The organism is Amycolatopsis sp. NPDC005003 (assembly GCF_053600695.1).
The window spans coordinates 1-26,744 of the sequence record NZ_JBSGAI010000036.1 but is presented as its reverse complement, the minus strand read 5'-3'; the positions used below and the strand labels follow the sequence as shown (position 1 = coordinate 26,744).

The window sequence follows — 26,744 nt, the reverse complement described above, 5'->3', positions numbered from 1 at the left end:
GCTTGTTGACAGCGTGCCGATCCCCCGCGAGGCTGAGCGGATGACCAGTGGGACCCGGCCCCGGCGCCGCCGGCTCGAACCGGCCGAACGGCGTGCGGAGATCCTCGCCGCCGCCCGGCACCTGTTCGGCGCCGGCAGCTACGCCTCGGTGTCCACTTCGGACATCGCGGCGGCCGCCGGGGTGGCGCGCCCGCTGATCAACCACTACTTCGGCGGCAAGCGCGAGCTTTACCTGGAAGTGGTGCGGCAGCTGATGATCGTGCCCGCGCCGGTCACCGAGGCGCTGCCGGACACCACGATGGAGCAGCGGCTGGCGATCGGCGTCGAACGGTGGATCGAGGTCGTGGACCGCAACCGCGACGCCTGGCTGACCGTCATCGGGCCGGAGTCCGCCGGGCGCGACCCCGAGATCGAGCGGATCATGCTGGAGGCCGACGAGGTCGCCGCCGACCGGGTGCTGGAGGCCGCGCTGATGACCGGCGTGACCGAGGGCCGCGAAGAGCTGCGCGCGATGATCCGGTCGTTCGGCGGGATGCTGCGCGCGGCGTCGCGGGAATGGCTGATCCGCGGCACGCTCGACCGCGCGGCGCTGCGCACCTTCCTGACCGATGCACTCCTCAACCTGCTGAAGCTCACCTACCCGGCGGTCCTCGCCGAGCGGCGCGGAAGCGACGGGCGAACGCCGCCGGCGTCAGCCCGGTCCAGCGCTTGAACGCGTGGATGAAGCTCGACGCCTCGGCGTACCCGAGCCGGTAGGCGACGTCCTCGACCGACAGCACGCCGGTGTCGAGCAGCTCTTCGGCGAGCGTCTGGCGGACCTCGTCGACCAGCGTCCGGTAGCTCGTGCCCGCTTCGGTGAGACGGCGGCGCAGCGTGCGCGTGCTGAGGGCCAGCTGGCGGGCGATCTCGTCCATCCCCGCGTCGACACCGCCGAGCCGGACCAGGCGTTCCCGCACCTGCTGCGAGATACCGGAACGCTCACGCCGCCGCGTGACGAGCGCTTCGCACTGCGCGGCGCACAGGGCGACGGTCTGGTCGTTGGCCTGCGGCAGCGGGCGGCTGAGCAGCGCGGGGTCGAGCGTCGCCCGGCAGGCGTCGGCGCCGAAGCGCGGCAGCACGCCGAACGCGGCCAGGTACCCCTCCACCGTGGACGTTTCGTGGCGGAACGTCAGCTCGTCGAGGGCGATCCCGGGCAGGAGGTCGCGCATCACGGCGAAGATCGCGGCCAGGTCGCGCAGGACGAGGAAGCGGGCGACGTCGGCGGGCACGCGGCTGTCGTCGAGTTCCAGGGTCAGCCGGTCGGCGCCGAGGACGACGTGCGGGATGCAGAAGGCGAAGCTCAGGTCGAAGTAGCGCAGGGCGAACAGCATCGCGTCGCGCAGCGTCGGGCTGCTGATGCAGGCGAAGCCGAAGATGCCGAAGGTGGTGACGCGGTAGCGGCGGCCCAGCTCCAGCGCCGTCGCGTCCGAACCGTCGAGGCCGGCCAGCGCCCGGACGACGGCCAGTTCCTGGCGCGCGTCGATCTGGACGGCCGGGTCGGCGAGCAGCTCCGGCGTCAGCGTGGTCGCGGCGAGCAGGTTCCCCGCGGGCAGGCCGCGTTCGGCGGCGAACCGGGTCATCAGCTCGATGCTCGCCGTGCCGCGGGGGAAGTCCCAGTCCCCCACGGCGGGTGCGGCGAGCTCGGCCATGGCCGGAATTCTGGATCAGGACCGGAGAACGTGTCCAATCGAGGACCGGAACTGTCCGGGGTGATCGTTAGGGTGGCCGCGTGGAGACCTTGAGCCGACGAGCCCTCAACCGCGCGACCTTGGAGCGCCAGCTGTTGCTGGACCGGGCGAAGATGTCCGCCTTCGACGCGGTGGCGCACCTGGCCGGCCTCCAGGCCCAGGCGCCGTTCCCGCCGTACTTCGGGCTGTGGTCGCGGCTGGCGGGGTTCCGGCCCTCGGAGCTGGTGGAGCTGCTCGAAAGCCGTCGTGTGGTGCGGATCGCGCTGATGCGCGGCACGGTCCACCTGGTGACGGCGGCGGACGCGCTGGCGTGGCGGCCGGTCGTCCAGGGGATCTACGACCGCGACCTGAAGCAGAACACACTGCACGCGGGCCCGCTGGCCTCGCTCGACCACGACGAAGTCGCCGAGGCCGCGCGGAAGCTGCTCCTGCGCGGCCCGATGCCGGGCAACGCGCTGGGTGCCGAGCTGGCGCGGACCTGGGACGCCCCACCGGCCTCCCTGACACACCTGGCCCGCGGCCGGCTGCCGCTGGTGCAGACCCCGCCGCGGGCGATCTGGGGCAAGGCCGGGCAGACGACGTACGCGTGCCTGGACGAATGGGTGGGCGCTCCGCTTCCCCCGCCCGCACCGGCGGAGCTGATCGCGCGGTACCTGCGCGCGTTCGGCCCGGCCACGGTGGCGGACGTGCAGACGTGGGCGGGCATCACCCGGCTGGGCGAGGTGGCCGCCGGGATGGACCTGCGGCGCTACCGCGACCCGGACGGCCGCGAGCTGCTGGACCTGCCGGAGCTGACCGTGCCGGCCGAGGACGTCCCGGCGCCGCCGCGGCTGCTGGGCCCCTTCGACCAGATGATCCTGTCGTACGCGGACCGGACCCGGGTGATCTCGGACGCCTACCGCAAGCGCGTGATCTCGCACAACGGCCTGGTCAAGGGCACGCTGCTGGTCGACGGCCGGGTGTGCGGCTTCTGGGAGACCAAGGCGACGCGGAAGGCCGCGGTCATCGGGCTGTCGCCGTTCGAAAAGCTGTCGAAGCGGAACCTGTCGGCGCTGGAGAAGTCGGCGGCCGAGCTGGTGGAGTGGGCGGAGGCGGGTGCCGAGACGCACGAGGTGCGCGTCCACCCGCCGGAGTGAGGCTGGCCGGAAATCTCGATTGAGTGACCGTTCGTGGCCTGTTGTCACAGGCGCCGAGTCCGTAGCTTTTCGGGCATGACTGGTTCGGCGAAGGGGCCGACGGTGCTGATCGCAGGCACCGGGTTCGGCGGCATCGGGACGGCGATCGAGCTCAAGCGCGCCGGGTTCACCGGGTTCACCATCCTGGAGAGCGCCGCCGAACCCGGCGGCGTGTGGCGGGACAACACCTACCCGGGCGCCGCCTGCGACATCCCGTCGCCGCTGTACTCCCTCTCCTTCGAGCCCAACCCGCGGTGGCCGAAGCGGTTCTCGCACCAGCCCGACATCCTCGCCTACCTGCGGCGCGTCATCGCGAAGTACGGCCTCGAGCCGCACATCCGGTACCGCACCGAGGTCACCGCCGCCGCGTTCGACGAAGAGCGCAAGCTCTGGCGAGTCGAAACGAAAGGCGGCGAAACGTTCGAGGCGAACGTCTTCGTGCCCGCCGTCGGGCAGCTTTCGCGGCCGGCGCTGCCGAACATCCCGAACCGGGAGAGCTTCGCCGGCGACGCCTTCCACTCCGCGCGGTGGGACCACGACGTCGACTTCACCGGCAAGCGCGTCGCCGTCATCGGGACCGGGGCCAGCGCCGTGCAGTTCGTGCCCAAGCTGCGGAAACGCGCGCAGCACGTCACGGTCTTCCAGCGCACGCCGCCGTACGTCATGGCGAAGTCCGATCCGAGCTACCGGCGGTGGCAGCACTGGCTGTTCGAGCACCTGCCGCCGACCCAGCTGCTCGGCCGGCTGCGGATCTTCCTGCTCGCCGAGTACGCCACGTACGCCATGACGCGCCACCCGGTGCTGGCGAAGATGTTCGAGCTGCGGACCGCGCAGCTGCGCCGCCGCCACATCAAGGACCCCGAGCTGCGCGCGAAGCTGACCCCGGCCTATCCCATGGGCTGCAAGCGGATCCTCTTCACCAACGACTACCTGCCCGCGCTGGCCCAGCCGGACGTCGACGTCGAGACGCGGCGGATCGCCGAGATCACCGAGAAGGGCGTGCGGGTCGAGGACGGGACGGAGATCGAGGCGGACGTCCTGGTCTACGGCACCGGCTTCGCCGCGACCGAGTTCCTCGGCCGGATGGCGGTACGCGGCCTCGGCGGCCGGTCGCTGGACGACGAGTGGTCCGGCGGCGCGCGGGCCTACCTGGGCATGACCGTGCCCGGCTTCCCCAACCTGTTCTGCGTCTACGGCCCGAACACGAACCTCGGCGCCGGGTCCATCATCTACATGATCGAGCGGCAGGCCCGCTACATCCGCCAGGCGGTGGAACGGCTCGCGCGCCCCGGCGTGTCCTACTTGGACGTGCGGCCGGAGGTCGAGGAGCGGTACGACAGGGAGGTGCAGCGGCGGCTGGGCCGCAGCGTGTGGAGCGCCTGCACGAGCTGGTACCGGCAGGCCGACGGCCGGGTGACGACCAACTGGCCCGGCCTGGTCACCGAGTACGACCGGCGGACGCGGCGCTTCGACGTCGCCGACTACCGGGTGGCCGGCTGATGGACTACGACGTCCTGGTGATCGGTTCGGGGTTCGGCGGCAGCGTCACGGCGCTGCGGCTGACCGAGAAGGGCTACCGCGTCGGCGTGCTGGAGGCCGGCCGCCGGTTCGCCGACGACGAGTTCGCGAAGACGTCGTGGCGGGTGCGGAAGTACCTGTGGGCACCCGCGCTGGGCTGCTTCGGCATCCAGCGCCTGACCTTGTTGAAGAACACGTTCGTGATGAGCGGTTCCGGCGTCGGCGGGGGCTCGCTGGTGTACGCGAACACGCTGTACGAGCCGCCGGACGGGTTCTACGAAGACCCGCAGTGGGCGCACATCACGGACTGGAAGGCCGAGCTGGCGCCGTACTACGACCAGGCGAAGCGGATGCTCGGCGTGGTCGGGAACCCGGCGACGACGGCCGCGGACCGCGTCCTGCGGGACGTGGCCGAAGACATGGGGGTCGGGCACACGTACCGGCGCACGCCCGTCGGCGTCTACTTCGGACAGTCCGGGGTGGACCCGTTCTTCGGCGGCGCCGGCCCGCTGCGCTCGTCGTGCACGCTGTGCGGCGAGTGCATGACCGGGTGCCGGGTCGGGGCGAAGAACACGACGGTCAAGAACTACCTGTACCTGGCCGAACGGGCCGGTGCGGTGGTGCACCCCTTGACGACGGCGGTGACGGTCCGACCGATCTCCGGCGGGTACGCGGTCGACACGCGCCGGACCGGTGGTTTCTCCCGCCGGACGTACACCGCCACGCAGGTGGTGTTCTCGGCGGCCGCGCTGGGCACGCAACGGCTGCTGCACAAGATGCGTGACACGGGAACGCTGCCCGCGTTGTCGCCCCGGCTCGGGCTGCTGGCCCGCACGAACTCCGAAGCGGTCCTGGCGGCCCGGTCGCTGCGCCCGGACACGGACTACTCGCGGGGTGTCGCGATCACGTCGTCGATCCACCCGGACGCGGTGACGCACGTGGAGCCGGTGCGGTACGGGCGCGGCAGCAACCTGATGGGCCTGCTGGCGACGGTGCTGGTCGACGCGGTCCCGGGGCGCCGGCGCTGGGTGCTCGGGCTGCGGGAGCTGTGGCGGTCCCGCCGCGACCTGCTGCGGATCCACAGCCCGCGCCACTGGTCGGAGCGGATGATCGGGCTGCTGGTGATGCAGACCCTGGACAATTCGGTGACGACGTACACGAAACGCGGGCTGTTCGGCCGGCGCATGACGACCCGACAGGGCTCGGGGGCGCCGTCGCCGGACTGGATCCCGGCGGGCCACGAGGTGACGCGCCGGGTGGCCGCGAAGATCGGCGGCCTGCCCCAAGGCGCGTGGACGGACCTGGCGAACATCCCGATCACCGGCCACTTCATCGGCGGCTGTGCGATCGGCGACTCTCCTTCTTCGGGGGTGGTGGACCCGTACCAGCGGCTGTACGGCCACCCGGGGCTGCACGTGGTGGACGGCTCGGCGATCTCGGCGAACCTGGGCGTGAACCCGTCGCTGACGATCACCGCCCAGGCCGAGCGGGCGATGGCGTTCTGGCCGAACCACGGTGAGGCGGATCCGCGGCCTGCGCTCGGCGAGCCGTACCGGCGGGTGGCGGCGGTGCCGCCTCGAAGCCCGGCCGTCCCGCAGGAAGCGCCGGCCGCCCTGCGGCTGCCGTTGACACCCCGGTAGTCACACCTTCGGGATCGCGCACGAAAGGTAGCCGAGGTTCACCCCTCGGCACACCTACTTCTACCCGAACCAACGATCACCTCACGGCGCCGATACGCGTGACCAAGTACCGTCAGTAGCCTTCAGTGCGATTCCGGCGCCACCCAGTGGTGTTCATTGCGGTAATTCGGCGCGAAATACCCGAATCGTGGCGCAATCTTGTCGAGGACGCTTCTCGCCCATGGCGGCAGGCCCACCGAGGTCAGCGCGGGCTAAGCCGTTCCGGCGCGCATTCCGCTCACCGTCCGTGTCCGCTTCGGCAGATCACCGGGCACACACCACCCGGACGTTGCATTGGTAGGGTGCAACATTCTCGCGGGACCGGACGACTCAGTCAGGGCACCGGAACCGTCCACCGACGTGAAGTTGACGATCAGGGGAACAGACGTCATGAAAATACGGTTCGCGCAAAAAGCGGTCATCCTCAGACAGCAGGAACTGCTCTTGGTCCGGAAAAGCGCGCTGGATCCGAACAACCCGAACCGGTGGGAGCTTCCGGGAGGGCGGCTGGACGGTGACGAATCGGTCGACGAGGCTCTTCGCCGCGAGGTCCGGGAGGAGGTCGGGCTCGAGGTCACGCCCGGACGCTTGCTGCACCTTTGGGAGTGGAACCTGAGAACGACGGATGAGACCGTCAAGGTCATCGCCGTCGCACGGTTCTGCGAGATCGAGTCCGGCACTGTGAGCCGGGTGAACAACACTGCCGAGGACTTTCTTTCGGACGTGCGCTGGGTCCCGCTTTCGAGTGCACTGGACCTGCCGCTGATCTCCGACCAGGAGTACGTCATCAAAGAGGTCGCGAACCACCGGGCATAGCCGACACGAGGGGGAAAGGTGGCCCGCACGAACAAGGTCCTCATCTCCGGGTGGACGGCGGCCGGGAAGACGACACATGCCCGGCTGGTGGCCGCCGAACTCGGATGGACCTATCTCGACATGTCGCCGATCATGAAGCAGCTGACGGCCGTGAACGGGTCCCGCGACTGGACACCGGAGCAGGACGACATCCGACGCCGCGACCGGACCATCGATCTCGAGGCCGACCGGCGCATGCTCGAACTGGTTTCGGACAGCTCGTCGGTCATCGTGGACGCCTGGCTGCAGCCCTGGCTGTGCCGGTCGGCCACGGCCGTACGAGTGTGGCTCCGCTCGAGCTGGGCGGCCCGGGTCAGGAAGTGCACGGTTTCGCACCTGCGCCACCACGATCACCTGTCCGCTCGAGAGGCCGCGGCGTTGATGCACCGCAAGGACTGCTTCGCGCGCAAGCAGTTCGCGTACCTGTACGGCGTCCGGTTCGACTACGATCCTGCGTTGTTCGACCTGCACGTCGACAATTCGGCGTACATCGCCGAGTCATCCGTCGCGGCTTCCGACGTCGGCATCCGCGAGTTCCAGCCCGTGCTCATGCGCCACGTAGAGGCCCTGCTCGAACGCGGCTCGAGGCGGTGAAAGCCATGCACCGGGAAGACTGCTTCATCTGCCGGGCAATGCACGACCGAGAGCTGCCGTGGACCGACCAGCCGATCCTGCTCCGCCACGGCCGGGGTTGCATCCTGCCCGGCGTGGGTTCCCTGGTCGCGGGCTACGTCCTCATTTCGCCCGCGGAGCACGTACCCAACCTGTGCGCGACCGCACCGGAAAGCGGCTTCACCGAGTTCCTGAGGCAGGCTCTGACCGGCCTCGGCGACCAGTTCGGGGAACTGACCTATTGGGAGCACGGGGGTGTTTCGGCTCCGTCGTTCCCCACTTCGGCCTGCGTGGATCACGCACACCTCCACGTCGTACCCGGCTCGTACGGCTTGCGGCTGCCCACCCGGGCAGCGGTCCGCACTGCCGACGTACTCACGATGCTCACGCAGCACGCCGCTGACTGGTGTGAGCGGCCCTACCTGATGCTGGGCTCGACGCAGGGCCAGTGCACGCTGGCCGAGGACATCGGAGTTCCGCAGTACTTCCGGCGGCAGCTCGCCGCGGCGGTCGGCACTCCCGATCTCTGGGACTACGCCGCCTTTCCCGGCGATGCAAACGTCAGAGCGACGCTGACGTTGCTTCGGCGTTTTGCGGCTCAGGCAATCGAATGAAGTCGGAACTGCTCCAGACGACACGGCAGTACCGGTGCATCGACGAACACCTGGCGGACGCCACGATGGTGGCGATCCGCGCCAAGTTCGACCTTCTCCTCGAGAGCGGAGCCCAGATCCGTGATCTCCCGGACGGCATGATCGCTGCCGGCCAGTACCTCGATCGCTTCGAATTCGAGCAACGCGGACTCTTCGGTACGGCCGCCGCGATTCTCGTGATCAGCAACACGTCCGAAATCGGCGACAGCTTCAGGCAGCTTCAGGCACTGGTCGACTACCTCCGCCACCGGGAGGTCGTCGAACCGCGCCTGGCCGCGGACCCGGACGAAGCGATCGAGGTTTCCCGGCGCATCGCCGTGGAACGCCTCGACACGTTCAAGTCCGCCGACCTCGTCTTTGCGCTTTCGCGGGTGCCGGTGACCGTGGTCGGGCGCGATGTCCACTTGCGGGAGCTGATCCGCCGCATCCAGGCCGCCCGCCTGGCTCCCGGAGGTTGGGGCACCCGTCTCGGCACCGGGACGGGCTCGTTCGACCCCCTGGCGACGGCGCACGTCCTGCGCGCGCTTTCGGCCGCGTCCGAACCGGTCAAGGACAACGACGTCGAAGCTCTGATCCGTCATCTCCAGTCCGCTCCCGCCGAAGAAAACCCGTATGCCCGGATATTCGCGCTGACCGTCATCGCGACGATCAGGCGAAAGTCCCACCGCGTCTTCCTCCACGAAGAACACCGGAAGCTGGTCGCCACCCTCCGCACCCAAATGTCCTCGCCGGTGGAGGCGAACTACGAATACACCGCCGGTCGGCGGCAGTACTACGTGCGGATACCGTGGCAGCTCTACCTGATCGAGTTGACCTTGCGGCTGTTCCCCTCGACGAGGTTCTTCTCGTTCCTGTGGCAACAGCCACTGCTCAAGATCGCGAAGGCGGTGAAATCGCCGCAGGGATTCACCTACCCGTCGTCCGGCGACGCCCAGTCGACCCGGACGCACGGGATCACCTGTGAACTGATGCGGCTTGTCTCGGTCAGCCTGGACACCGCGCCGCGCATGCGAGCCGTCGGCACGACGATCAACGCGGCGACGCGGCTGGCCTACGCTCGCGTCACCACCGTCGTCCTGTGGCTGACCGCGGCCGTGATCATCGGCTGGACGACCGTGACCTGGGCTTTGCGCAGTCAGCACTCGGCGTCGGAGCTGGCGCCGAACTTCATCGCGACCGCCGTGGTGCTCGTGCTCCAGTTCGCGCTGACCCGGCTGCGCCGGCGTTGAGATTCAGCTGCGCCTGGCGACAGCTTTGACGAAAGCCGACGCATAGCCGTAGGCGACCCCGGGGAACTCGGTTACTTCCGCCGGGTCGAATCGGTCCGCGATGAGCTCGCGGAGGTAGCCGGCCGAGAAGAAATGGCGAACATGGCCATCGAGCCGGTACATGTTCTTCTCGAGCTCGACGCCCTTGCCCCACAGGGGGTCGGCGACCGACCTGCACAGGACGACCAAGCGGCCGTTCCGGACGAGGACCCTGGCCACCTCACCGACGATGGCACGCGTGACCTCGTCGGTGAAGTAGTGCAACGACAAGCGGGAATAGACCAGGTCGAACGACTCGGACGGCAGCTCCAGCGGCCGTGCGAAGTCGGCCACCCGGAAGTGCACGCCGAGGTCCGAGTAGTGGCGCGACGCCCGGCGGATCGCCACCGCGGAGAAGTCCAGCGCCAGTACTTCATGCCCCTCGGAGGCGAAATGGGCTGCGTCCGCTCCCGCCCCGCAGCCGAGTTCGAGCACCTTCGCACGGTTGCCGAGGGACCTTGCGGTCTCCTTCACCAACGACGACGGCCCGTCGGCGCTCGTCCCCGCGTCGCGTGCGCCGTGCAGGCCGTCCCAGTGGTGAACCTGTTCGATCATGGTTCCCGCTTCCAGCGCCCGCCGTTCCGCCGACCGGGATATTCGGCCGCCGACACGATACCCGGCTCCCCGGGGTGACGAACCGCCGCGAACGGGAGAGGCCCTCCCGGACCGCGCCGCCGGGAGGGCCGCTCAGCGTTACGGCAGGCCCGCGAGACCGGCCGACACCGTGTTGGCGAACGCGTACCCCTGCGACGCGTCCCAGTTGATCGACCACGTCATCGCGCCGCGGATCGACGGGTACGTCGCCGACGGCTTGAAGCTGCCGCACGATGTGCCGCGGGCCAGGCAGTTCAGCGCCGAGACCGTGTTGGCCGGGGCCTGGTAGCCGCCGCCCGCGGCCTGCGGGGACGCCGGCAAGCCCAGGCCGACCTGGTCGGCGCGCAGGCCGCCCTGCAGCTGGATGCAGGCCAGCGCGGTCAGGAAGTCGACCGTGCCCTGGGAGTACACGTTGCCGTTGCAGCCGTTCATCGAACCCGAGTTGTAGTACTGCATGTTGACGATCGTCAGGATGTCCTTGATGTTCAGCGCCAGCTGGAAGTAACCGCCGGCGGTGGACTGCATGTCGATCGTCTGCGGCGCCATCGTGATCACCTTGCCGCCGCCGTTGTGGATGCTGCGCAGCGCCTGGCCCATGTACGTGGCGTTGATGCCGTTCTCGAGGTCGATGTCGACACCGTCGAAACCGTAGTTCGCGATCAGCGACTTGATGCTGTTCGCGAAGTTGTTCGCCGACGAAGAGTCGCCGACGCTGATCGTGCCGTTCTGGCCGCCGACCGAGATGATCACCTTCTGGCCGCGGGCCTGCACCGTCTTGACGTCGGCCTTGAACTGGCCGTCCGTGTAGCCACCGAGCTGCGAAGACAGGCCGGAGTCGAGCGTGAAGCTCACCGCGCCGGGCGTGCCGGTGGCGTCCGCGAAGGACACCGCGATGATGTTGTACTTCGTCGGGACGTCGGCGAGCTTCAGTGCCTTGGCGCCGTTGTAGAAGTTCTGCCAGTAGCCGGTCAGGACGTGCTTCGGCAGGTCACCCTGCGTGGGCGGCGTCGTGGTCGTGGTGGTCGTCGTCGGCGGTGTGGTGGTCGTCGTCGGGGTGGTGGGCGTGGTCGGCGTGGTCGTCGGCGGGGTGCCGGGGCCGTCGAGGCTGACGTCGTCGGCGAAGTAGGCCGGCTGGCCGTACCAGCCGTGCAGGTACACCGTCAGCGACGTGCTCGAGCCGGTCGTGAAGCTCAGCGAAAGCTGCTGGAAGCCGCTGGTGCCGGGCGTCCACGTGCTGGCCGTGGCCGAACCCGAGACACCCAGGTAGACGTAGCTGCCCTGGACCCAGCCCGACAGCTTGTACGCCGTGTTCGGCGAGACGGTGAGCGTCTGCGAGCACTGGGCGTTGTCCGAGGACGACGGCGTCGCGTTCAGGGCCCGGCTGCCGCTGTGCACCGGCGAGCCCACCGCGGCCGCCGCGCCGGTGCACGTCCAGCCCGTCGTCCCGGCCTCGAAGCCGGGGTTGGCCAGGATGTTCGCCGCCGCGGCGCTGCCGGCGAGCACGAAAGTCACACCGAGAGACAGCACGACCACGGAAAGTAAGGAAAGCAGAGCGAAGCGAACCTTGGGGACCACGGGCAACCTCCGTGACACTGGTGAGGCAGGTCACCACAAAGTGGACTAGACCAATCTGATTGTCAAGGAACCCCATCCGAAAGTCGGGGCGCCCGAAACGGCAGAATGAGACGATCGGAACCAGGCGAAGCAGGAGCGTGTTGCAGTGAGCGTGTCGGTCGAGCAGAAGATCGCCGAAGAACTCGGCGTGCGCGAAGGACAGGTCAAGGCCGCCGTCGAGCTGCTCGACGGCGGTTCGACCGTGCCCTTCATCGCGCGCTACCGCAAGGAAGTCACCGGCATGCTCGACGACGCGCAGCTGCGCACGCTCGAAGAGCGGCTGCGCTACCTGCGGGAACTCGACGAGCGCCGGCTCGCCGTGCTCGAGTCCATCCGGAGCCAGGGCAAGCTCGACGACGCCCTCGAGGCGTCGATCCTGGCGGCGGACACGAAGTCCCGGCTCGAGGACATCTACCTCCCGTACAAGCCGAAGCGCCGCACGAAGGCCATGATCGCGCGCGAAGCGGGGCTCGAGCCGCTCGCCGACGGCCTGCTGAACGACCCTTCGACGGATCCGCAGGCCGCCGCGGCGGTGTTCGTCGACGCGGACAAGGGCGTCTCGGACGCCCAGGCCGCCCTCGACGGCGCCCGCGCGATCCTGGTCGAGCGCTTCGCCGAAGACGCCGATCTCATCGGCGACCTGCGGGAGAAGATGTGGGGCCAGGGGCACCTGGTGGCCAAGGTCCGCGCCGGCAAGGAGGAGGAAGGGGCGAAGTTCTCCGACTACTTCGACTTCTCCGAGCCCTACACCAAGCTTCCCTCGCACCGCATCCTGGCGATGCTGCGCGGTGAGAAGGAGGAGATCCTCGACCTCACCATGGCGCCGGACGAGCCCACCGACGAGCCGCAGGTCGGGCCGACGGAGTACGAGCAGCGCATCGCCGCGAAGTTCGGCATCGCCCAGCAGGGGCGGCCGGCCGACAAGTGGCTCGGCGACACCGTGCGCTGGGCGTGGCGCACCAAGATCCTCCTGCACCTGGGCATCGACCTGCGGATGCGGCTGCGCCAGGCGGCCGAGGACGACGCCGTGCGCGTGTTCGCGGCCAACCTGCGCGACCTGCTGCTGGCCGCGCCGGCCGGCACCCGCGCCACGATGGGCCTCGACCCGGGCTTCCGGACCGGCGTCAAGGTGGCCGTCGTGGACGCGACCGGCAAGGTCGTCGACACCCACGTCATCTACCCGCACCAGCCGGCGAACAAGTGGGACCAGTCGATCGCCGAGCTCGCGGCGCTGGCGGCGCGGCACAAGGTCGACCTGATCTCCATCGGCAACGGCACGGCGTCGCGCGAGACGGACAAGCTCGCGCAGGAGCTGATCAAGAAGCACCCCGAGCTGAAGCTGACGAAGGCTGTCGTGTCCGAGGCGGGCGCTTCGGTGTACTCGGCGTCGGCGTTCGCTTCGCAGGAACTGCCGAACATGGACGTCTCGCTGCGCGGCGCGGTCTCGATCGCGCGCCGGCTGCAGGACCCGCTGGCCGAGCTGGTGAAGATCGACCCGAAGTCGATCGGCGTCGGGCAGTACCAGCACGACCTGTCCGAGGTTTCGCTGTCGCGCTCGCTCGACGCGGTGGTCGAGGACTGCGTGAACGCCGTCGGCGTGGACGTCAACACCGCGTCGGCACCACTGCTGACCCGGGTCTCGGGCATCACGACGGGCCTGGCGGAGAACATCGTGGCCCACCGCGACACGAACGGGCCGTTCCGCTCCCGCATGGCGCTGAAGGAGGTCGCGCGGCTCGGCCCGAAGGCGTTCGAGCAGTGCGCGGGCTTCCTCCGGATCCCGGACGGCGACGACCCGCTGGACTCCTCGGCGGTGCACCCGGAGGCGTACCCGGTGGTCCGGCGGATCCTGTCCAAGACGGGCACCGACATCCGCGGCCTGATCGGCAACACGCGGACGCTTTCGTCGCTGAAGCCGGCCGAGTTCGTGGACGAGCAGTTCGGTCTCCCGACGGTGACGGACATCCTGTCGGAGCTCGACAAGCCGGGCCGCGACCCCCGCCCGGCGTTCAAGACTGCGACGTTCGCCGAGGGCGTGGACAAGATCTCGGACCTCAAGCCGGGGATGCGCCTGGAGGGCGTGGTGACGAACGTGGCGGCGTTCGGCGCGTTCATCGACGTCGGCGTGCACCAGGACGGGCTGGCCCACGTTTCGGCGTTGTCGAAGAACTTCGTCAAGGACCCGCGGGAGGTCGTGAAGCCCGGGGACATCGTGAAGGTGAAGGTCCTCGACGTGGATGTCCCGCGCAAGCGCATCTCGCTGACACTGCGGCTGGACGACGAGCCGGGCGCCGGCTCGGGCAACCGCGGTGGCGGCGGGGGCGGCGGCCGGGACCGCGGCCAGGGTGGTCAGGGTCAGCGCCGCGGTGGCGGCGGTGGCGACCGGCGCGGTGGCGGGGGCGGCCGGGACCGCGGCGGCAACGCGAGCGGCTCGATGGCCGACGCGCTCCGGCGGGCCGGGTTCGGCAACAAGTAAGGGCAGCCAGGGAGGCCGCGCCGGACGAGCCGGGGCGGCCTCCCTGCGGTCAAGGGACCGTCAGCCGCATTGCAAGGTGCACCGCGCGCGCTCGAAGCGGCCCGCCTCCAGGTCGTCGGTGCGGATGACCCAGTACAGCATTCCCATGTCGCCCCAGGTCATGTCGGTCTTGTCGTCGCTGTCGATCTGGGCGAGCAGGACCCAGCGGGCCGCCTCCTCGGCCCGGCGTGGGTGCCGGTAGTCCCCCAGCACCTCCGCGGCGATCTCGTTCTCCACCGCGCCCTGGACGGGTGCGGCGAACCCCCCGACCTGGTGTTCCGGACCCCGGCCCCGGGCCTGCGCGGCCAGCTCGCCGAACACCTCGGAGCCCGCGGACCCGTCGGGGAGCTCCACCATCTCGGACGCTTCGTCGAGTGACTCCCCGCTCGCTGTCATCGTCTGGTCGAGCAGGATGTGCTCGCGCTCCGGGGCCGTCGCCACCACCTCGGCGGCGAGATCGAAGGCCGGGTACGGGACGGGACCCTTGGGCGCGGCCCGTTCGACGACCGGCACGCCCGCCGGGACGAACAGCACCCGGCTGCCCTCGACGTCTTCGAGCAGCGGCTCGTCTTCGGATTCCCGGCGGAACCCGTCGAAGTAGAAGAACAGCAGCGTGCCCGCCTCCGGCAACGGGATGCTCAAGAACTCCCGTGGCAGTGCCGCGCAGTCCACCGCGGCCAGGAAGTCCAGGGGGCCACGGCCCGGCCATTCGGGCCACGGCAGGTCCGCGGGCATGGCCGGCGCACCACCGATCCGGCCCACGCGCGGGCCTTCGCCGCCGGGCACCAGGCGGATCCCCGGGCGGCTCAGTGCGATCCACGCGGAAGCCAGCTCGGCGGGCAACTGCGCGTGGGCGAGGGTGTCGAGTCGATCTCTCCAAGAAGTCACCGGGGCATCGTGGCAGGGGGCACCGACAAAAAATCACCGGAGCGCGAAGAGCCCCACCGGGAACAGCACCACCGGAACCACGGCAGCGGACGCGCTGATCAGCCAGGTACCCCCACGCCAGCCGACCGGCGACGCGTCCAGCACCAGCCGCCGCACCAAGGCCGCCTCCACCACGGCCGCCAGCAGATATCCCAGGCCCACGCTGAAGATCGCCGTCGCGCCGACGAACAGCAGGCCCGACGTCGACGCCGCACCCAGCGGCGCGGCCACCTCCCAGCGCACCACGCCGGCGGCCGCCGTCAGCAGGGCCAGCAGGAGCACGAACGCCACGAAGAAGCCGATGGGCGCCTTCGCCGGGTGCGAGCCGCGGGCGGACGCCCAGAAGCCCGCGTCGAGCGCCGCCACGACCACCGCCAGCACGACGAAACCTGCACGGAACGTCAGCACCCGATCACTCTAGCGGAACCGCGCCTCCACGCGGCCCAGCTCGCCGAAGTCCGCCACCACGTGGCCGCCCGCGTGGATCGGGCAGGGCGGGGTCGCCGTTCCCGTCGTCACGATGTCGCCCGGGCGCAACGCGAGGCCGTGGCGGGGCAGCTCCATCGCCAGCCAGTGCAGCGCCAGCCTCGGATCGCCCAGCACCAGGCTGCCGCTGCCGCGGGAGAACTCCTCGCCGTTCGCGTGGAGGACCACCTGGCGGCGGGGCAGGTCGAGGTCGCGCCAGCCCGGCACCGGACGGCCCTCGACGAACCGGCCCGAGCACGCCGCGTCGGCCAGCAGCTGCGGGCCGCCCGCGTGGCGGTGGTCGGTGTAGCGGCTGTCCGGCAGCTCGATCGCGAGGAACATCGTGTCGACCGCGTCGAGCACCGCGGCCAGCGACGGCGACAGCCCCGGGTCGGCCTTGAGCCGGAAGGCGAACTCCGGTTCGGCGACGCCCATGGTCATCGTGTCCGCCGGCACCGGCGAACCCTCGCTGTGGTGGTACCGCTCGAACATCGCGCCCGGCAGCGGACCGGGGACGCCGAGGTACTGCCGGGCGTACACGGTCGTCGCGGCGATCTTCCAGCCGGACACCGGCCCGGCCAGCTCGGCGAGCGCCGCCTGCGCCGCCATGCCTTCGGCGAGGTCGCACGGGCGGGCGTCGTCGGGCAGGCCCTCCAGCCGCTTGCCGGTCAGCCACGCGTCCCAGATGAGCTCCGCCGCCCGCTCTCGCTTCACGCCCGCGATCTTGCCAACCGGAACACCGGGTGTCGATCGGCTTCCGCGGCGAACGCCTCGGGCGGGCCGGTCAGCTTCGCGTCGAAGAACGGCGCCGTCACCGGGATCTTGCGGACGTACGCGCGCAGCACCGGGCCCGCCGTGGCGGCGTCGGCCTCCTCGACCTCCCACGTCTCGCGCCGTCGGCCGCGCCGCAGCCGGGCGGTCGGGTCGGCGCGCAGGTTGTGCACCCAGCCGACCGGCCCGTACGGCGCCACCAGCCAGCGGTCGCCGCCGGCCTCGATGACGTTGACCGGGGTGGTCCGGTCCGCGCCGCTCCTGCGTCCCCGCGTGGTCAGCAGGAACCCGGTGCCACCGGCGGCCGGGATCCCGCGTTCCAGCAACGCCTTCACGACGACGTTCGCGGCCTTCCGCGTCACGCCCATCCGGTACTTCCGCGCCATCACGGCTGCATAGCGTAGACCCCCGAGAGCTCCCGCACCCGCGCCCAGACGTTCTCGAACCGCGCGGTGTCCACCACCGGCTTGCGCAGCGCGGCCAGCGCGATCGCCTGCTGGGCCTCGGTCGAGCTCGCCTTGCCGTTGAGGTCCACCGCCGCGACACTGAAGTCCTGCACCAGCACCGCGAAGATCTGGTCGACGACCTCGTCGGCCAGGCCGGTGATCCGGGCCTGCTCCAGGATCAGCTGGCCGTACACGATCAGCGTGAACAGCTCGGTGAGCGCGAGCCCGAAGTCGAGGTCGGCCTGCTGCGCCTCGTCCGGCGCCGCCTCGGTGAGCAGCTTGACCAGGTAGCCGGCCTGCTCGGTGAACAGCGCGACGTTCGGGACGTGCGCGGCTTCGGCGTAGGCGGTCTTCCAGTCGTGGAACCGCACCTTCGACAGGCCGCGCGCCGGGCCCTGGCGGAACAGGAACTCGTCGTCCGCGGCGTCGGTGCGCGTCGGCACCGGCGCGTACTCCTGCGGCGCGAACAGGTAGTTCGGCATGAACTTCGCGATCAGCGCCAGGTTGACGGCCACCGTGCCCTCGAGCTTCGGCAGGCCGTCGATGTCGTTCTTGGACATCGCCAGGTAGGTGTCGGCCTCGAAGCCCTTGGCCGCGACGACGTCGGCGACCAGGCCGATCACCTTCTGCGCCTCGGTGGTCACCTTCATCTTGGTGATCGGGTTGAACAGCAGGTAGCGGCGGTCGTCCGGATTCGCGCTGCGGAAGTAGTCGACGGCGCGGTCGGAGAACAGCTTCATCGCGGTCAGCCGCGCGTAGGCCTCGACGAACTCGCGGCGGACGTGCGGGAAGGCGGTGACGGGTTTGCCGTAGAGGACGCGGTTGTGCGCGTGCGTGATGGCCTCGTACAGCGAGTGCGTCGCCATGCCGATGCCGCCGAAGCAGAGGTTGAACTTGCCGATGTTGACCGTGTTCAGCGCGGCGCTGAAGGCTTCGGCGCCGACGTGCAGGATGTCCTCGGCGCGCACGGGGTAGTCCTCGAGCCGGAACTCGGCGACGTACATCTGCGACGGCACGACGTTCTTGACGACGTGGTAGTCCGGGTGCTCGGAGTCGGCGTAGAAGAAGACGTACTGGTCCGGGCCTTCGACGCCGTCGATGCGGCCGAAGACCGACACCGTGCGCGCGCAGTTGCCGTTGCCGATGTAGTACTTCGAGCCGGTCGCGCGGTAGCCGTCGCCGTCCTTGGTCAGCACCATGTCCGAGGAGTAGATGTCGGCGCCGTGGTCCTTTTCGGACAGCCCGAAGGCGCCGACGCCACCGGCGTCGAGAGCGGCCGCCGCGCGCTCGCGCGCTGCCGCGTTGGCGCTCTGCCAGACCGGGCCGAGGCCGAGGATCGTGACCTGCCACGGGTACCAGTAGTTCAGGCCGTAGAACCCGAGGATTTCCGACAGCGCGGCGACGCGGGCGGTGTCCCAGCGCTTGTCCGGGTTGCCGCCGCCGTCGGCCGACGGCGTCAGGAAGGTCGAGAACAGGCCCTCCTTGCCCGCGAACTCGATGAAGTCCGCGTAGAAGGTGCGGTTGTGGTAGTCCTCGGTCAGCTTCGCCTTGCCGCGCTGCTCGAACCAGTCGATGGTGGCGCGCAGCAGGCGCCGCGTCTCGGCGTCGAAGTGCGCCGGGTCGTACTCGCGCGGGTTCAGCAGCATGGTCGTCCTCCTCGATTACCGACCGGTAACTTAGCAAGCGCCTCCGAGTGCGGGCAATCTCACTGGGGGTAGGTCACCCTTGTTCGGTACACTGATCTTGCGGGCCGCTCAGTTCTGCCTCGGCCCGCTGCTGTTGTCGACTACCACGCGCCGCGGCCGCACAGTCGGTCTGCGCCGGGCAGGACAACCCTTCTCAGGTAATTGGAGACCAGGGCGTTTGCGCGCCCGCACGCACTTATGAGCACTTTTTCCGAACTGGGCCTGCCGACTCCCCTGGTGGCCGCACTGGCCTCGCAGGGCGTCACCGAGCCCTTCCCCATCCAGGCGGCGACCCTGCCGCACACCCTCGCCGGGCGTGACGTCCTCGGCCGCGGCCGCACCGGCTCCGGCAAGACGTACGGCTTCGTGCTGCCGGTGCTGGCGCGCCTCGCCGCGGGCCCGACGCGGCGCAAGCCCGGCCGTCCGCGCGCGCTGATCCTGGCGCCGACGCGCGAGCTCGCGACCCAGATCGAGGCGTCGATCCTGCCCCTGGCCAGGCCACTGGGCCTCAAGGCGACGACCATCTTCGGCGGCGTCAGCGCGAACCCGCAGATCACGAAGCTGCGTGACGGCGTCGACATCGTCGTCGCCTGCCCCGGCCGGCTCGCCGACCACATGCGGTCCGGGCACGTGAAGCTCGACGCCGTCGAGATCACGGTGCTCGACGAGGCCGACCACATGGCCGACCTGGGCTTCCTGCCCGAGGTCCGGCGGATCATGGACGCCACGCCCGAGCGCGGCCAGCGGCTGCTGTTCTCGGCCACCCTGGACAACGGCGTGGACGTGCTGGTCAAGCGGTTCATGAACGACCCGGTCACGCACAGTGTCGACTCGGCGCAGTCGCCGGTGTCGACGATGGAACACCACGTCCTGCACCTGGAGGAGACCCACCGGCTGCCGGTGCTGGTCGACCTGACCGCGGCGCCCGGGCGCACGCTGGTGTTCACACGGACGAAGAGCCGCGCGAAGGCGCTCACGCGCAAGCTCAACGCTTCGGGTGTCCCGGCGGTGGAGCTGCACGGCAACCTGGGCCAGAACGCGCGCACGCGCAACCTCGAGGCGTTCTCGTCCGGAACGGCTCGCACCCTGGTGGCCACGGACATCGCGGCCCGCGGCATCCACGTCGACGACGTCCGGCTGGTCATCCACGCCGACCCGCCGGTGGAGCACAAGGCGTACCTGCACCGTTCGGGCCGCACGGCGCGCGCGGGGGCGTCGGGCACGGTGGTGACGCTGATGACGGACGCGCAGGTCCGCGACGTGCGGGACCTGACCCGCAAGGCCGGCATCAAGCCGACGACGACCCAGCTCGGGCCGGGCCACCCGCTGCTGGCGGAGCTGGCCCCGGGCGAGCGGACGTTCACGAAGGCCCCGGCGGTGGACAACCGGCCGAAGAAGGTTTCGGCCACGGGGGCGGCCCGGCCGGCCCGCTCCCGGGACGGTGAAGAGCGCCCGGCCCGCGGCGGACGTCGCGGTGGCCCGAGCGCGCCGAAGGAGAACCGTGGCGGTCAGCGGGCCCGGGCCAACGCCCAGTCCCGCCGTGACGACCAGCAGCCGCGTCCGGACCGCCGCACCCAGTCCGCCGAGCCGGGCCGCGGTGCGGGTTCGGGCCGCGGTTCGGGTCGCCGCTCGGCGGCTCCGGCCGCAGCCTCGGCTTCGACCGAGCGCCGCGGCTCCGGCGGCGGCCGCCGCGGCGGGGCTCCCGCCGCGGGAGCCGGCCGTTCCGGCGGCGCGGCGGCGTTCTCCTCGAGCACCCGCGCGGGCAGCGGTCGCCGAGGCCGCTGACGGCTTCCGCTCTCTACTGACGGCGTGACCCCGGGCCTGGTGCCCGGGGTCACGCCGTTCCCGGGCCGGTGGGTGGCGGCGCAGCTCAGAGCGTGACCGGGACCGGGGTCAAGATCACCGGGAAACGCTTGAGCATCCGCAGGCCGTAGGAGGCCTGCCAAGCCAGCGTGGAGGCCGGGACGGCGCACACCACGTCCTGGCACCGTTCGAGCAGGGCGGTGAACGCCACCTGGGCTTCCATCCTGGCCAGTTGCCTGCCGACACAGGTGTGGATGCCGTGCCCGAAGCTCAAGTGCCCGGCCGGCGGCCGCCGGATGTCGAACCCGTCCGGGTCGGGGAACCGGCGCCGGTCGCGGTTCGCCGCGGCGATCGAAACGACCACTGCCTCACCGCGGCGGATCCGGACGCCGGCGAACGTCAGGTCCTCCTTCGCGAACTTGGGCAAGGCCACCGTGGCCGGCGGCTCGTAGCGCAGCATCTCCTCGACGGCCGCCGGCAGGAGCGCCGGATCGTCCCGGAGCGCGGCGAACTGCCCCGGATGCTCCAGCAGGGCCAGCAGCCCGTTGCTGATCAGGTTGGCCGTCGTCGCGAAACCCGCGGTCAGCATCAGATGCGTCATCGCGCGCAGCTCGGCGTCGTCGAGCGGCTCCTCGTCGCCGGCCGGGGTCATCAGCTCGCTCAGCAGGTCGTCACCCAGCCGCTTCCGCTTGGCCGTGATCAGTGTGCCGAAGTAGCCGTCCAGCCACCGCATCGTCTGCGGCAGCTTGGGAACGTCGGCGGGATCGGTGGAGACCATGATTCCCGCCTGCTTCTCGAAGGCACTGGTGTCCTCGTCCGGCACGCCGAGCACGGTCATCATCACGCGGCACCCCAGCGGAACCGCGAAATCGTGCAGGAAGTCGACCTCGTCGCGGGCGAGCGCGGCGTCCAGGAGCCGGGCGCAGACGCGATCGGCGATCGGGCGCAACGCCTCGACGCGTCGCGAGGTGAAGGCCTGCGCCGTCAGCCTGCGCAGCCGGGTGTGCTCCGGTGGGTCGAGGTGGTGCATGCCCTTGGTCACGCCGAGAGCGGTGGCGCCGGAGATCCACGGCACGGCGCGCACCTGTTCTTCGGCGTTCGCGAAGTCCGATGAGATGCGAGGATCCGAGTAGATCTCTTCGGCGTCCTCGAACCGGGTCACCAGCCAGGCGGGCACTCCGTGGTAGACGACCCTGCGGATCCGGTCCTCCTCGCGGATCTCGGCCAACGTCGGGTGGGGATCGTCGACGAATGCGCGGCCCAGCCCGGCGAGGTCGAAGCGACCGGAGCGATGTGGACACTCTGCCATGGTCACAACCTCTCCTTCACCGCGCCTTCGCGGTGTCCTGTTGCCAGCAGACCCAACAATGGCAATCCCCGGTGCGCGAAGCGAACGATCGGCAGGTCATTGAGCAACGCCGAAGTTGTTGCGCCGATCACCCGGTTCTTGGATGGAGGGCACCCGGCAGACCTGACGGAAGAGGAACCATGCGCATCCCGACGACGGACGTTCGCGGAGTCGCCACCTCCGCAGAGCGAGCCTCCACAGTGGGCTCGGCCAAGGCACTACCCCGGCCGCGGTTCCGCGACAACGTGCTGAGCGGCTTGGCCATGCGCCAGGACCAGGTGGGCTTCCTGCGGCGGATGATCGCCGACTACGGGGACATCTTTTCGGTCCGGGTCTTCGGCATGAAGATGATCGTCCTCAACCACCCGGACTACTTCGAACACGTCCTGGTGCGCAACCACGAGAACTACAACAAGGACACCTACCTCTACCGGGTCATCGAGCCCATCCTGCGCGGTGGGCTGATCGGCAACGTCGGCGGCGAGCCGTGGCGGCACCAGCGGCGCACGATGCAGCCGGCGTTCCACCGTCCGCAGGTCGCCGGGTTCCTCAGGAACATGACGGACGAGACCGGACTGATGCTTCGCCGCTGGGAGAGGCAATACCGCCCATCGGACACCGTGAACGCCAGCACCGAACTCGGCCAGCTCGCCATGCGGATCGTGTTCCGTTCGCTGTTCGGCCACAAGATCGACGCGCGGGCGAACGCGATCGAAGCCCTGTTCCTGGAGGCCAACGAGATCGTCGGACGGTTCTTCCGGTTCCCGGTCATCCCGTTGACCTGGCCGACGCCCTCACGACGGCGGCTGGCGGAGATCATCTCCACGATGGACGGTTTCGTCGCGGACGTCGTCCACGAGCGCGAGCGCACCGGCGAGGTGCACGACGACCTGCTCGACGCGTTGCTGCACGCCGTCGACGACGTGACGGGTACCGGCCTGACGAACGAGCAGCTGCACCGCGAGGTGCTCAACCTCATCATCGGCGGGTACGAGACGACCAGCAACTCGGTCGCGTGGCTGATGTACATGGTCGGGAAACACCCCGACGTCCAGGAACAGCTGCAGGCCGAAGTGGACGGCGTGCTCGGCGGTCGCGTCCCGGCCTTCGAAGACCTTCCGAAGCTCGCGTACACCCGGAGGGTCGTCGACGAGACCTTGCGGTTGTACACGCCGGCCTGGCAGACCCAGCGATCGTCGATCGAAGCGGACGTGATCGGCGGCTACCGGATCCCGCCGAAGTCGAACATCTACCTCAATTTCCTGATGCTGCACCACAGTCCCGAATTCTGGCCGAAGCCGGCGGTGTTCGACCCGGATCGCTTCCTGCCGGCCGAGATCGCGAAGCGGCCGCGGGCGGCGTACACGCCGTTTGGCAGCGGGCCGCGCAACTGCATCGGCAAACACTTCGCGCTGACCGAACTCACGACCATCCTCGCCATGATCATGCAGGAGTACCGGGTGACGATCCCCGATCGGTACCGGGACATGGCGATGGAACCGCTGATCACTCTGCACCCCCAGGGCGGCGTGCACGTCCGGGTGGCCAGGCGATGACCGCCGACGCGGTGGCCTCGATGGTCGAGGCGTTCGAGGCCATCCCCGCTCAGTGCAACCCGCACGTCGAGAGCGCCCGCCGGCACCTGGACCGGTGGGTCGTCGAACACGGCCTGATCGAACGGGCCGCCGCCAAGGAGCGCTTCGGCAAGGCCGACTTCGGCTGGTTCGCCGCGGTGACCTACCCGACCGCGGGCGTCGGGGAACTCGCGCTGGTGGCCGACTGGTTCGCCTGGCTGTTCCTCCTCGACGACCAGCTCGACGACGGCCTGCTCGGCAAGGACCGCGGCGAGGTCGGCGACCTGATGGGGGCGATCTTCGACGTGCTGCACGATCGGGGGGCCGCTCCGGGCGCCCCGGCCATCGTGACCGCGCTGGCGGACCTGTGGCGGCGCACCGTGGTCCACGCCGGGCCGAGCTGGCGCGCGCGTTTCACCGAGCACGTCGTGGCCGGCGGGATGGCGGCGGTGTGGGAGGCGGGCAATCGGGTGTCCGGCACCGTGCCCGGTGAAGCGGAATACATCGAGAAACGGCGGCACACCGGTGCGATCTACGTGTGCATGGACCTGATCGAGATCGTCGAGCACATCGATGTTCCGGGTCCGGTGTTCGACAGCGATCCGTTCGCGCGAACGCTGCGCGCGGCCTGTGACGTCGTGTGCTGGACCAACGATCTCTACTCGCTCGACAAGGAGATCTCGCTGGGCGAGTTCCACAACCTCGTTCCGGTGGTCGAGCAGTCCCGGGGGCTGGACCGGGCCGAGGCCGTGGCGACCGTCGCCCGCCTCATCACCGAGCGCCTCGGCGACTACCTCGGTGACGAGCCGGCCCTGCCGGCTTCCTCGGGAGGGACGGCCGAGCTGGCCGCGTACGCGGCCGGTATGCGCTCCTGGATGCGCGGCAACCTGGAGTGGTCGGCGAGTACCCGCCGGTACCGGGACTCGTTGCGAGACAACGGAAATCCGGCCGAATACCTGGAACGCGCGCTCGTCGGCCGAACCGACCGGGAGGCAGCCTGATGTCCTTGCCAAGCAGCGGTGGCACACCGGAGCTCGACGCGCGCCCGGCGCCGGGCCTCAACCCCGGCCTGAGCATGGCCCGCTGGCTCTTGCCGCCTGTGCTCAGCAGCTCGATCGACAGCCTCGGCGGGCAGCTGAGCCAGGTCTGCGGCTACCAGCTCGGAATGTACGATGTGGACGGTCACCGGACGGGGCAGGTCGCCGGCAAGCTGATCCGGCCGGCGTTCACGCTGTTGTGCGCGCAGGCCGCCGGCGGCGGGCCCGAGGACGCGGTGCCGGCGAGCGCGGCGATCGAGCTGCTGCACAACGCCTCGCTCATCCACGACGACATCATGGACGGTGACCGGGAACGCCGGCACCGGCCGACCGTGTGGGCGAAGTTCGGTGAGCCCATGGCGATTCTCGCGGGAGACGCCCTCATCGCACTGGGATTCGAGGCGATCGCCGGTTGCCGGCACCCGGCCGCGGCGCGCTCGACGGCCGTGCTGGCCGCCACGCTCCGCAAGCTGGCCGTCGGCCAGGAACTCGATCTGCGGTTCGAGTCCGAAGCCACCGTGTCCGTGACCGACTGCCTGGCCATGATGGGCGGCAAGACCGGTGTCCTGCTCGGCTGCTCCTGCCGGCTGGGCTCCGCCTTCGCGTCGGCCCCGGCGGAGTGGTCGGTGCGGTTCGAACGGTTCGGCTACCACCTCGGCATCGCCTTCCAGCTGGTGGACGACCTGCTGGGCATCTGGGGCGATCCGCGCGTGACCGGCAAGCCGGTCGGTTCCGACCTGCGGGCGCGGAAGAAGAGCGCTCCGGTCGCGGCCGCGCTGGCCTCCACCGCGACCGGAGCGCGCCGGATCGCCGCCCGCTACACGAGCCCGGATCCGCTGACCGACGACGAGGTGGCCGAACTGGCCGACGCCATCGACGAGGCGGGTGGCCGGGAATGGACCCGGGCGGAGGCCGATCGCCAGGTGTCCGTCGCCTGGGACCTGATCGACGGGCTCGACCTCGACCGGTCCGCCCGCTCCCACCTCGCCGCCCTCACCACCACCCTGATGAAGCGCGAGTTCTGACCCGATCAGCGGCTGTCCGGAGCAGCCGCTCTCGAGGTGGCGGCTACCCCGCCCGGGGAGTGCCGACCGGGTGGGTCAGGATCCGGCCCGTCCGCGGGCCGGATCCGACCCCGTCGAGACCGTGCCACTCCTGCGTCACCAGGTACAGCGTGTCGTCGCTCAACGCACACGCGAAACACCCGCTGTCCAGCGTCACCCGCTCCAGGACTTCGCCGCCTTCACGCACCCGCGTGCACGACTTGCCCGGGACGTCCGCCACCCAGACCGCGCCGGACGCGTCGAGGGCGATGCCGTCCGGGACGCCGTCGCCGAGGTCCGCCCACACCCGGCGATCGCGCAACGAGCCGTCCGGCCGGATCGAGAACGCCGTCAGCCGGTGCGCGTACGACTCGGCCACGATCAGCGTCCCGCTGTCCGGGGTCAGGGCCATGCCGTTGCCGAACGCGATGCCGTCCGCGACTTCGCGCACGTCCCCGGACGGCGAGACGTACTTGACCACGCCCGGCCGGAAGGCCTCCCGCGCCATCAGGTCGGACCCGCCGCCGTTGACGTAGCAGCCGCCGCCGGCCGCCACCACGATCTCGTTGAAGCCCGTTCCGCCCAGGTCGGCGTGGGTGACCACGGAACCGCCCGTGAGGCGCAGCAGCAAGCCCTGCGAAGACGAGATGACCAGCGGGTCGCCGTCGAGGAAGTCGAAGCACATCGGCATCGTCGGGAAGTCCGCCCGGAAGACCACCTCCCGCTCGCCCGCCGGCGAGACGGCGACGATCTCGTGGGCCAGCCAGTCGGCGAACCACAGCCGGCCGTCGTGCCAGCGCGGCGACTCGCCGAACGCGATCCCGTCGAGCAGCACCCGGGTCATCGCCACACCCCCAGGATCACGGCCACGACCAGGATCTTGGCCAGCCAGTCGCCGGCGTGCAAGCCGGCCAGCCGCGCCGGCACGTTCTCGTGCAGCACCGACCCGGCCAGGATCAGCACCGGGAAGCCCGCCCAGAGCACGAACGCCAGGCCGAGCGCACCCGGGACGCCGTCGACGCCGACCGCGGTCAGCAACCCGGCGAACACGGTCACCAGCAGCAGCGTCCGGACGAACTCCGCGGCCGTTTTCCACGGCGCGGGCCGCTCGACGGCCGCCCCGCTCAGCCTGGCCCAGACCGTCCCGAACGCCGTGTACCAGGCGGAACTCACCACGAACCCCGCCACGGAAGCCACCAGCACAGCCATCACCTGCATCGGAATCCCTTTCGCGTAGCACCTGCTTGCGAAGGGGACGTCGACGCCGCCGGCGGCGCTTCGACATGCCGGGCGAAAAACTTCTAGTGTCCTGAGTCGTTAATTCGTTGGCAGTATGCGGCGAGGGTGTCGAGGATCTGGTCGGCGGTTTTGGTCCAGACGAAGGGTTTGGGGTCGT

24 protein-coding genes are annotated in these 26,744 nt (G+C 70.2%); 13 read left to right on the top strand and 11 right to left on the bottom strand.

Going from position 1 to position 26,744, the window contains the following annotated elements; translation table 11 throughout:
- Positions 1 to 40 precede the first annotated feature (40 nt).
- On the top strand, positions 41 to 712 hold the full coding sequence (locus tag ACWED2_RS33795) for a TetR/AcrR family transcriptional regulator (protein ID WP_449694570.1): 672 nt from the start codon (positions 41 to 43) through the stop codon (positions 710 to 712).
- Here the strand turns inward: ACWED2_RS33795 and ACWED2_RS33790 are convergent.
- Positions 633 to 1,688, bottom strand: a complete 1,056-nt coding sequence (locus ACWED2_RS33790; RefSeq protein WP_449694569.1) for an AraC family transcriptional regulator — start codon at positions 1,686 to 1,688, stop codon at positions 633 to 635. The genes ACWED2_RS33795 and ACWED2_RS33790 overlap by 80 nt on opposite strands.
- Before the next feature lie 80 nt (positions 1,689 to 1,768).
- Here ACWED2_RS33790 and ACWED2_RS33785 point away from each other — a divergent pair, with 80 nt between their 5' ends.
- From ACWED2_RS33785 to ACWED2_RS33755, 7 genes are all read left to right on the top strand, one after another.
- Positions 1,769 to 2,863 carry a winged helix DNA-binding domain-containing protein gene (locus ACWED2_RS33785; RefSeq protein ID WP_449694568.1) on the top strand — a complete coding sequence of 365 codons (1,095 nt, stop codon included), beginning with the start codon at positions 1,769 to 1,771 and terminating at the stop codon, positions 2,861 to 2,863.
- Between the two features lie 75 nt (positions 2,864 to 2,938).
- The gene (locus ACWED2_RS33780) at positions 2,939 to 4,402 is read left to right on the top strand and encodes a flavin-containing monooxygenase (protein WP_449694567.1); all 1,464 of its coding nucleotides are present in this window, start codon (positions 2,939 to 2,941) and stop codon (positions 4,400 to 4,402) included.
- Positions 4,402 to 6,060, top strand: coding sequence for a GMC oxidoreductase (locus ACWED2_RS33775; protein WP_449694566.1), 1,659 nt, complete (start codon positions 4,402 to 4,404; stop codon positions 6,058 to 6,060). The genes ACWED2_RS33780 and ACWED2_RS33775 overlap by 1 nt, the downstream gene beginning before the upstream one ends.
- Before the next feature lie 399 nt (positions 6,061 to 6,459).
- Positions 6,460 to 6,915, top strand: a complete 456-nt coding sequence (locus ACWED2_RS33770) for an NUDIX domain-containing protein (protein ID WP_449694565.1) — start codon at positions 6,460 to 6,462, stop codon at positions 6,913 to 6,915.
- 18 nt (positions 6,916 to 6,933) lie between these two features.
- Positions 6,934 to 7,548, top strand: a complete 615-nt coding sequence (locus tag ACWED2_RS33765) for a cytidylate kinase-like family protein (RefSeq protein WP_449694564.1) — start codon at positions 6,934 to 6,936, stop codon at positions 7,546 to 7,548.
- 5 nt (positions 7,549 to 7,553) lie between these two features.
- Positions 7,554 to 8,180: a hypothetical protein gene (locus tag ACWED2_RS33760; RefSeq protein WP_449694563.1), complete on the top strand. Its 627-nt coding sequence runs from the start codon at positions 7,554 to 7,556 to the stop codon at positions 8,178 to 8,180.
- A complete protein-coding gene (locus ACWED2_RS33755; protein ID WP_449694562.1) occupies positions 8,177 to 9,448 on the top strand; it encodes a hypothetical protein in 1,272 nt (423 codons plus the stop codon). The genes ACWED2_RS33760 and ACWED2_RS33755 overlap by 4 nt, the downstream gene beginning before the upstream one ends.
- A 3-nt stretch (positions 9,449 to 9,451) precedes the next feature.
- On the opposite strand, the gene ACWED2_RS33750 is transcribed toward ACWED2_RS33755, so the two are convergent.
- The gene (locus ACWED2_RS33750) at positions 9,452 to 10,081 is read right to left on the bottom strand and encodes a class I SAM-dependent methyltransferase (protein WP_449694561.1); all 630 of its coding nucleotides are present in this window, start codon (positions 10,079 to 10,081) and stop codon (positions 9,452 to 9,454) included.
- A 138-nt stretch (positions 10,082 to 10,219) separates the two neighbouring features.
- On the bottom strand, positions 10,220 to 11,695 hold the full coding sequence (locus ACWED2_RS33745) for a chitinase (protein ID WP_449694560.1): 1,476 nt from the start codon (positions 11,693 to 11,695) through the stop codon (positions 10,220 to 10,222).
- Positions 11,696 to 11,840: 145 nt separating this feature from the next.
- On the opposite strand from ACWED2_RS33745, the gene ACWED2_RS33740 reads away from it, so the two are divergent.
- Positions 11,841 to 14,210, top strand: a complete 2,370-nt coding sequence (locus tag ACWED2_RS33740; RefSeq protein ID WP_449694559.1) for a Tex family protein — start codon at positions 11,841 to 11,843, stop codon at positions 14,208 to 14,210.
- 60 nt (positions 14,211 to 14,270) lie between these two features.
- Here the strand turns inward: ACWED2_RS33740 and ACWED2_RS33735 are convergent, their stop codons facing one another.
- Genes ACWED2_RS33735 through ACWED2_RS33715 form a run of 5 tightly spaced genes read right to left on the bottom strand, consistent with a single transcriptional unit; the run spans position 14,271 to position 18,504 of the window.
- Entirely contained in the window at positions 14,271 to 15,137 is an 867-nt protein-coding gene (locus ACWED2_RS33735; RefSeq protein WP_449694558.1) for a YwqG family protein, read from the bottom strand.
- A 33-nt stretch (positions 15,138 to 15,170) separates the two neighbouring features.
- Positions 15,171 to 15,584: a hypothetical protein gene (locus ACWED2_RS33730; RefSeq protein ID WP_449694557.1), complete on the bottom strand. Its 414-nt coding sequence runs from the start codon at positions 15,582 to 15,584 to the stop codon at positions 15,171 to 15,173.
- 9 nt (positions 15,585 to 15,593) lie between these two features.
- Positions 15,594 to 16,355, bottom strand: coding sequence for a 2-keto-4-pentenoate hydratase (locus tag ACWED2_RS33725; protein ID WP_449694556.1), 762 nt, complete (start codon positions 16,353 to 16,355; stop codon positions 15,594 to 15,596).
- On the bottom strand, positions 16,352 to 16,798 hold the full coding sequence (locus ACWED2_RS33720; RefSeq protein WP_449694648.1) for a nitroreductase family deazaflavin-dependent oxidoreductase: 447 nt from the start codon (positions 16,796 to 16,798) through the stop codon (positions 16,352 to 16,354). Before ACWED2_RS33720 ends, ACWED2_RS33725 begins: the two co-directional genes overlap by 4 nt.
- Positions 16,798 to 18,504 carry an acyl-CoA dehydrogenase gene (locus ACWED2_RS33715; RefSeq protein ID WP_449694555.1) on the bottom strand — a complete coding sequence of 569 codons (1,707 nt, stop codon included), beginning with the start codon at positions 18,502 to 18,504 and terminating at the stop codon, positions 16,798 to 16,800. Before ACWED2_RS33715 ends, ACWED2_RS33720 begins: the two co-directional genes overlap by 1 nt.
- A 237-nt stretch (positions 18,505 to 18,741) precedes the next feature.
- Between ACWED2_RS33715 and ACWED2_RS33710 the strand changes: the two genes are divergently transcribed.
- Positions 18,742 to 20,328 carry a DEAD/DEAH box helicase gene (locus ACWED2_RS33710; protein WP_449694554.1) on the top strand — a complete coding sequence of 529 codons (1,587 nt, stop codon included), beginning with the start codon at positions 18,742 to 18,744 and terminating at the stop codon, positions 20,326 to 20,328.
- A gap of 85 nt (positions 20,329 to 20,413) precedes the next feature.
- Here ACWED2_RS33710 and ACWED2_RS33705 read toward each other — a convergent pair whose 3' ends face one another.
- Positions 20,414 to 21,655, bottom strand: coding sequence for a cytochrome P450 family protein (locus ACWED2_RS33705; RefSeq protein ID WP_449694647.1), 1,242 nt, complete (start codon positions 21,653 to 21,655; stop codon positions 20,414 to 20,416).
- 179 nt (positions 21,656 to 21,834) lie between these two features.
- On the opposite strand from ACWED2_RS33705, the gene ACWED2_RS33700 reads away from it, so the two are divergent.
- From ACWED2_RS33700 to ACWED2_RS33690, 3 genes are read left to right on the top strand one after another with little or no spacing between them, the layout of a single operon-like run.
- Positions 21,835 to 23,250, top strand: coding sequence for a cytochrome P450 (locus ACWED2_RS33700; protein ID WP_449694553.1), 1,416 nt, complete (start codon positions 21,835 to 21,837; stop codon positions 23,248 to 23,250).
- On the top strand, positions 23,247 to 24,269 hold the full coding sequence (locus tag ACWED2_RS33695) for a terpene synthase family protein (protein ID WP_449694552.1): 1,023 nt from the start codon (positions 23,247 to 23,249) through the stop codon (positions 24,267 to 24,269). Before ACWED2_RS33700 ends, ACWED2_RS33695 begins: the two co-directional genes overlap by 4 nt.
- Positions 24,269 to 25,330 (top strand): polyprenyl synthetase family protein, encoded by a 1,062-nt coding sequence (locus tag ACWED2_RS33690; RefSeq protein ID WP_449694551.1) that lies wholly within the window; start codon positions 24,269 to 24,271, stop codon positions 25,328 to 25,330. The genes ACWED2_RS33695 and ACWED2_RS33690 overlap by 1 nt, the downstream gene beginning before the upstream one ends.
- A 43-nt stretch (positions 25,331 to 25,373) precedes the next feature.
- On the opposite strand, the gene ACWED2_RS33685 is transcribed toward ACWED2_RS33690, so the two are convergent.
- A complete protein-coding gene (locus ACWED2_RS33685) occupies positions 25,374 to 26,192 on the bottom strand; it encodes an SMP-30/gluconolactonase/LRE family protein (protein WP_449694550.1) in 819 nt (272 codons plus the stop codon).
- Positions 26,189 to 26,566 carry a DUF1761 domain-containing protein gene (locus tag ACWED2_RS33680; RefSeq protein WP_449694549.1) on the bottom strand — a complete coding sequence of 126 codons (378 nt, stop codon included), beginning with the start codon at positions 26,564 to 26,566 and terminating at the stop codon, positions 26,189 to 26,191. The genes ACWED2_RS33685 and ACWED2_RS33680 overlap by 4 nt, the downstream gene beginning before the upstream one ends.
- Between the last annotated feature and the right edge of the window lie 178 nt (positions 26,567 to 26,744).

Coding starts and splice junctions, on each gene's coding strand:
- ACWED2_RS33795 (WP_449694570.1), top strand. CDS start 41: ATGACCAGTGGGACCCGGCCCCGGCGCCGCCGGCTCGAACCGGCCGAA.
- ACWED2_RS33790 (WP_449694569.1), bottom strand. CDS start 1,688: ATGGCCGAGCTCGCCGCACCCGCCGTGGGGGACTGGGACTTCCCCCGC.
- ACWED2_RS33780 (WP_449694567.1), top strand. CDS start 2,939: ATGACTGGTTCGGCGAAGGGGCCGACGGTGCTGATCGCAGGCACCGGG.
- ACWED2_RS33775 (WP_449694566.1), top strand. CDS start 4,402: ATGGACTACGACGTCCTGGTGATCGGTTCGGGGTTCGGCGGCAGCGTC.
- ACWED2_RS33760 (WP_449694563.1), top strand. CDS start 7,554: ATGCACCGGGAAGACTGCTTCATCTGCCGGGCAATGCACGACCGAGAG.
- ACWED2_RS33755 (WP_449694562.1), top strand. CDS start 8,177: ATGAAGTCGGAACTGCTCCAGACGACACGGCAGTACCGGTGCATCGAC.
- ACWED2_RS33750 (WP_449694561.1), bottom strand. CDS start 10,081: ATGATCGAACAGGTTCACCACTGGGACGGCCTGCACGGCGCACGCGAC.
- ACWED2_RS33720 (WP_449694648.1), bottom strand. CDS start 16,798: ATGGCGCGGAAGTACCGGATGGGCGTGACGCGGAAGGCCGCGAACGTC.
- ACWED2_RS33715 (WP_449694555.1), bottom strand. CDS start 18,504: ATGCTGCTGAACCCGCGCGAGTACGACCCGGCGCACTTCGACGCCGAG.
- ACWED2_RS33710 (WP_449694554.1), top strand. CDS start 18,742: ATGAGCACTTTTTCCGAACTGGGCCTGCCGACTCCCCTGGTGGCCGCA.
- ACWED2_RS33705 (WP_449694647.1), bottom strand. CDS start 21,655: ATGGCAGAGTGTCCACATCGCTCCGGTCGCTTCGACCTCGCCGGGCTG.
- ACWED2_RS33700 (WP_449694553.1), top strand. CDS start 21,835: ATGCGCATCCCGACGACGGACGTTCGCGGAGTCGCCACCTCCGCAGAG.
- ACWED2_RS33695 (WP_449694552.1), top strand. CDS start 23,247: ATGACCGCCGACGCGGTGGCCTCGATGGTCGAGGCGTTCGAGGCCATC.
- ACWED2_RS33690 (WP_449694551.1), top strand. CDS start 24,269: ATGTCCTTGCCAAGCAGCGGTGGCACACCGGAGCTCGACGCGCGCCCG.
- ACWED2_RS33685 (WP_449694550.1), bottom strand. CDS start 26,192: ATGACCCGGGTGCTGCTCGACGGGATCGCGTTCGGCGAGTCGCCGCGC.
- ACWED2_RS33680 (WP_449694549.1), bottom strand. CDS start 26,566: ATGCAGGTGATGGCTGTGCTGGTGGCTTCCGTGGCGGGGTTCGTGGTG.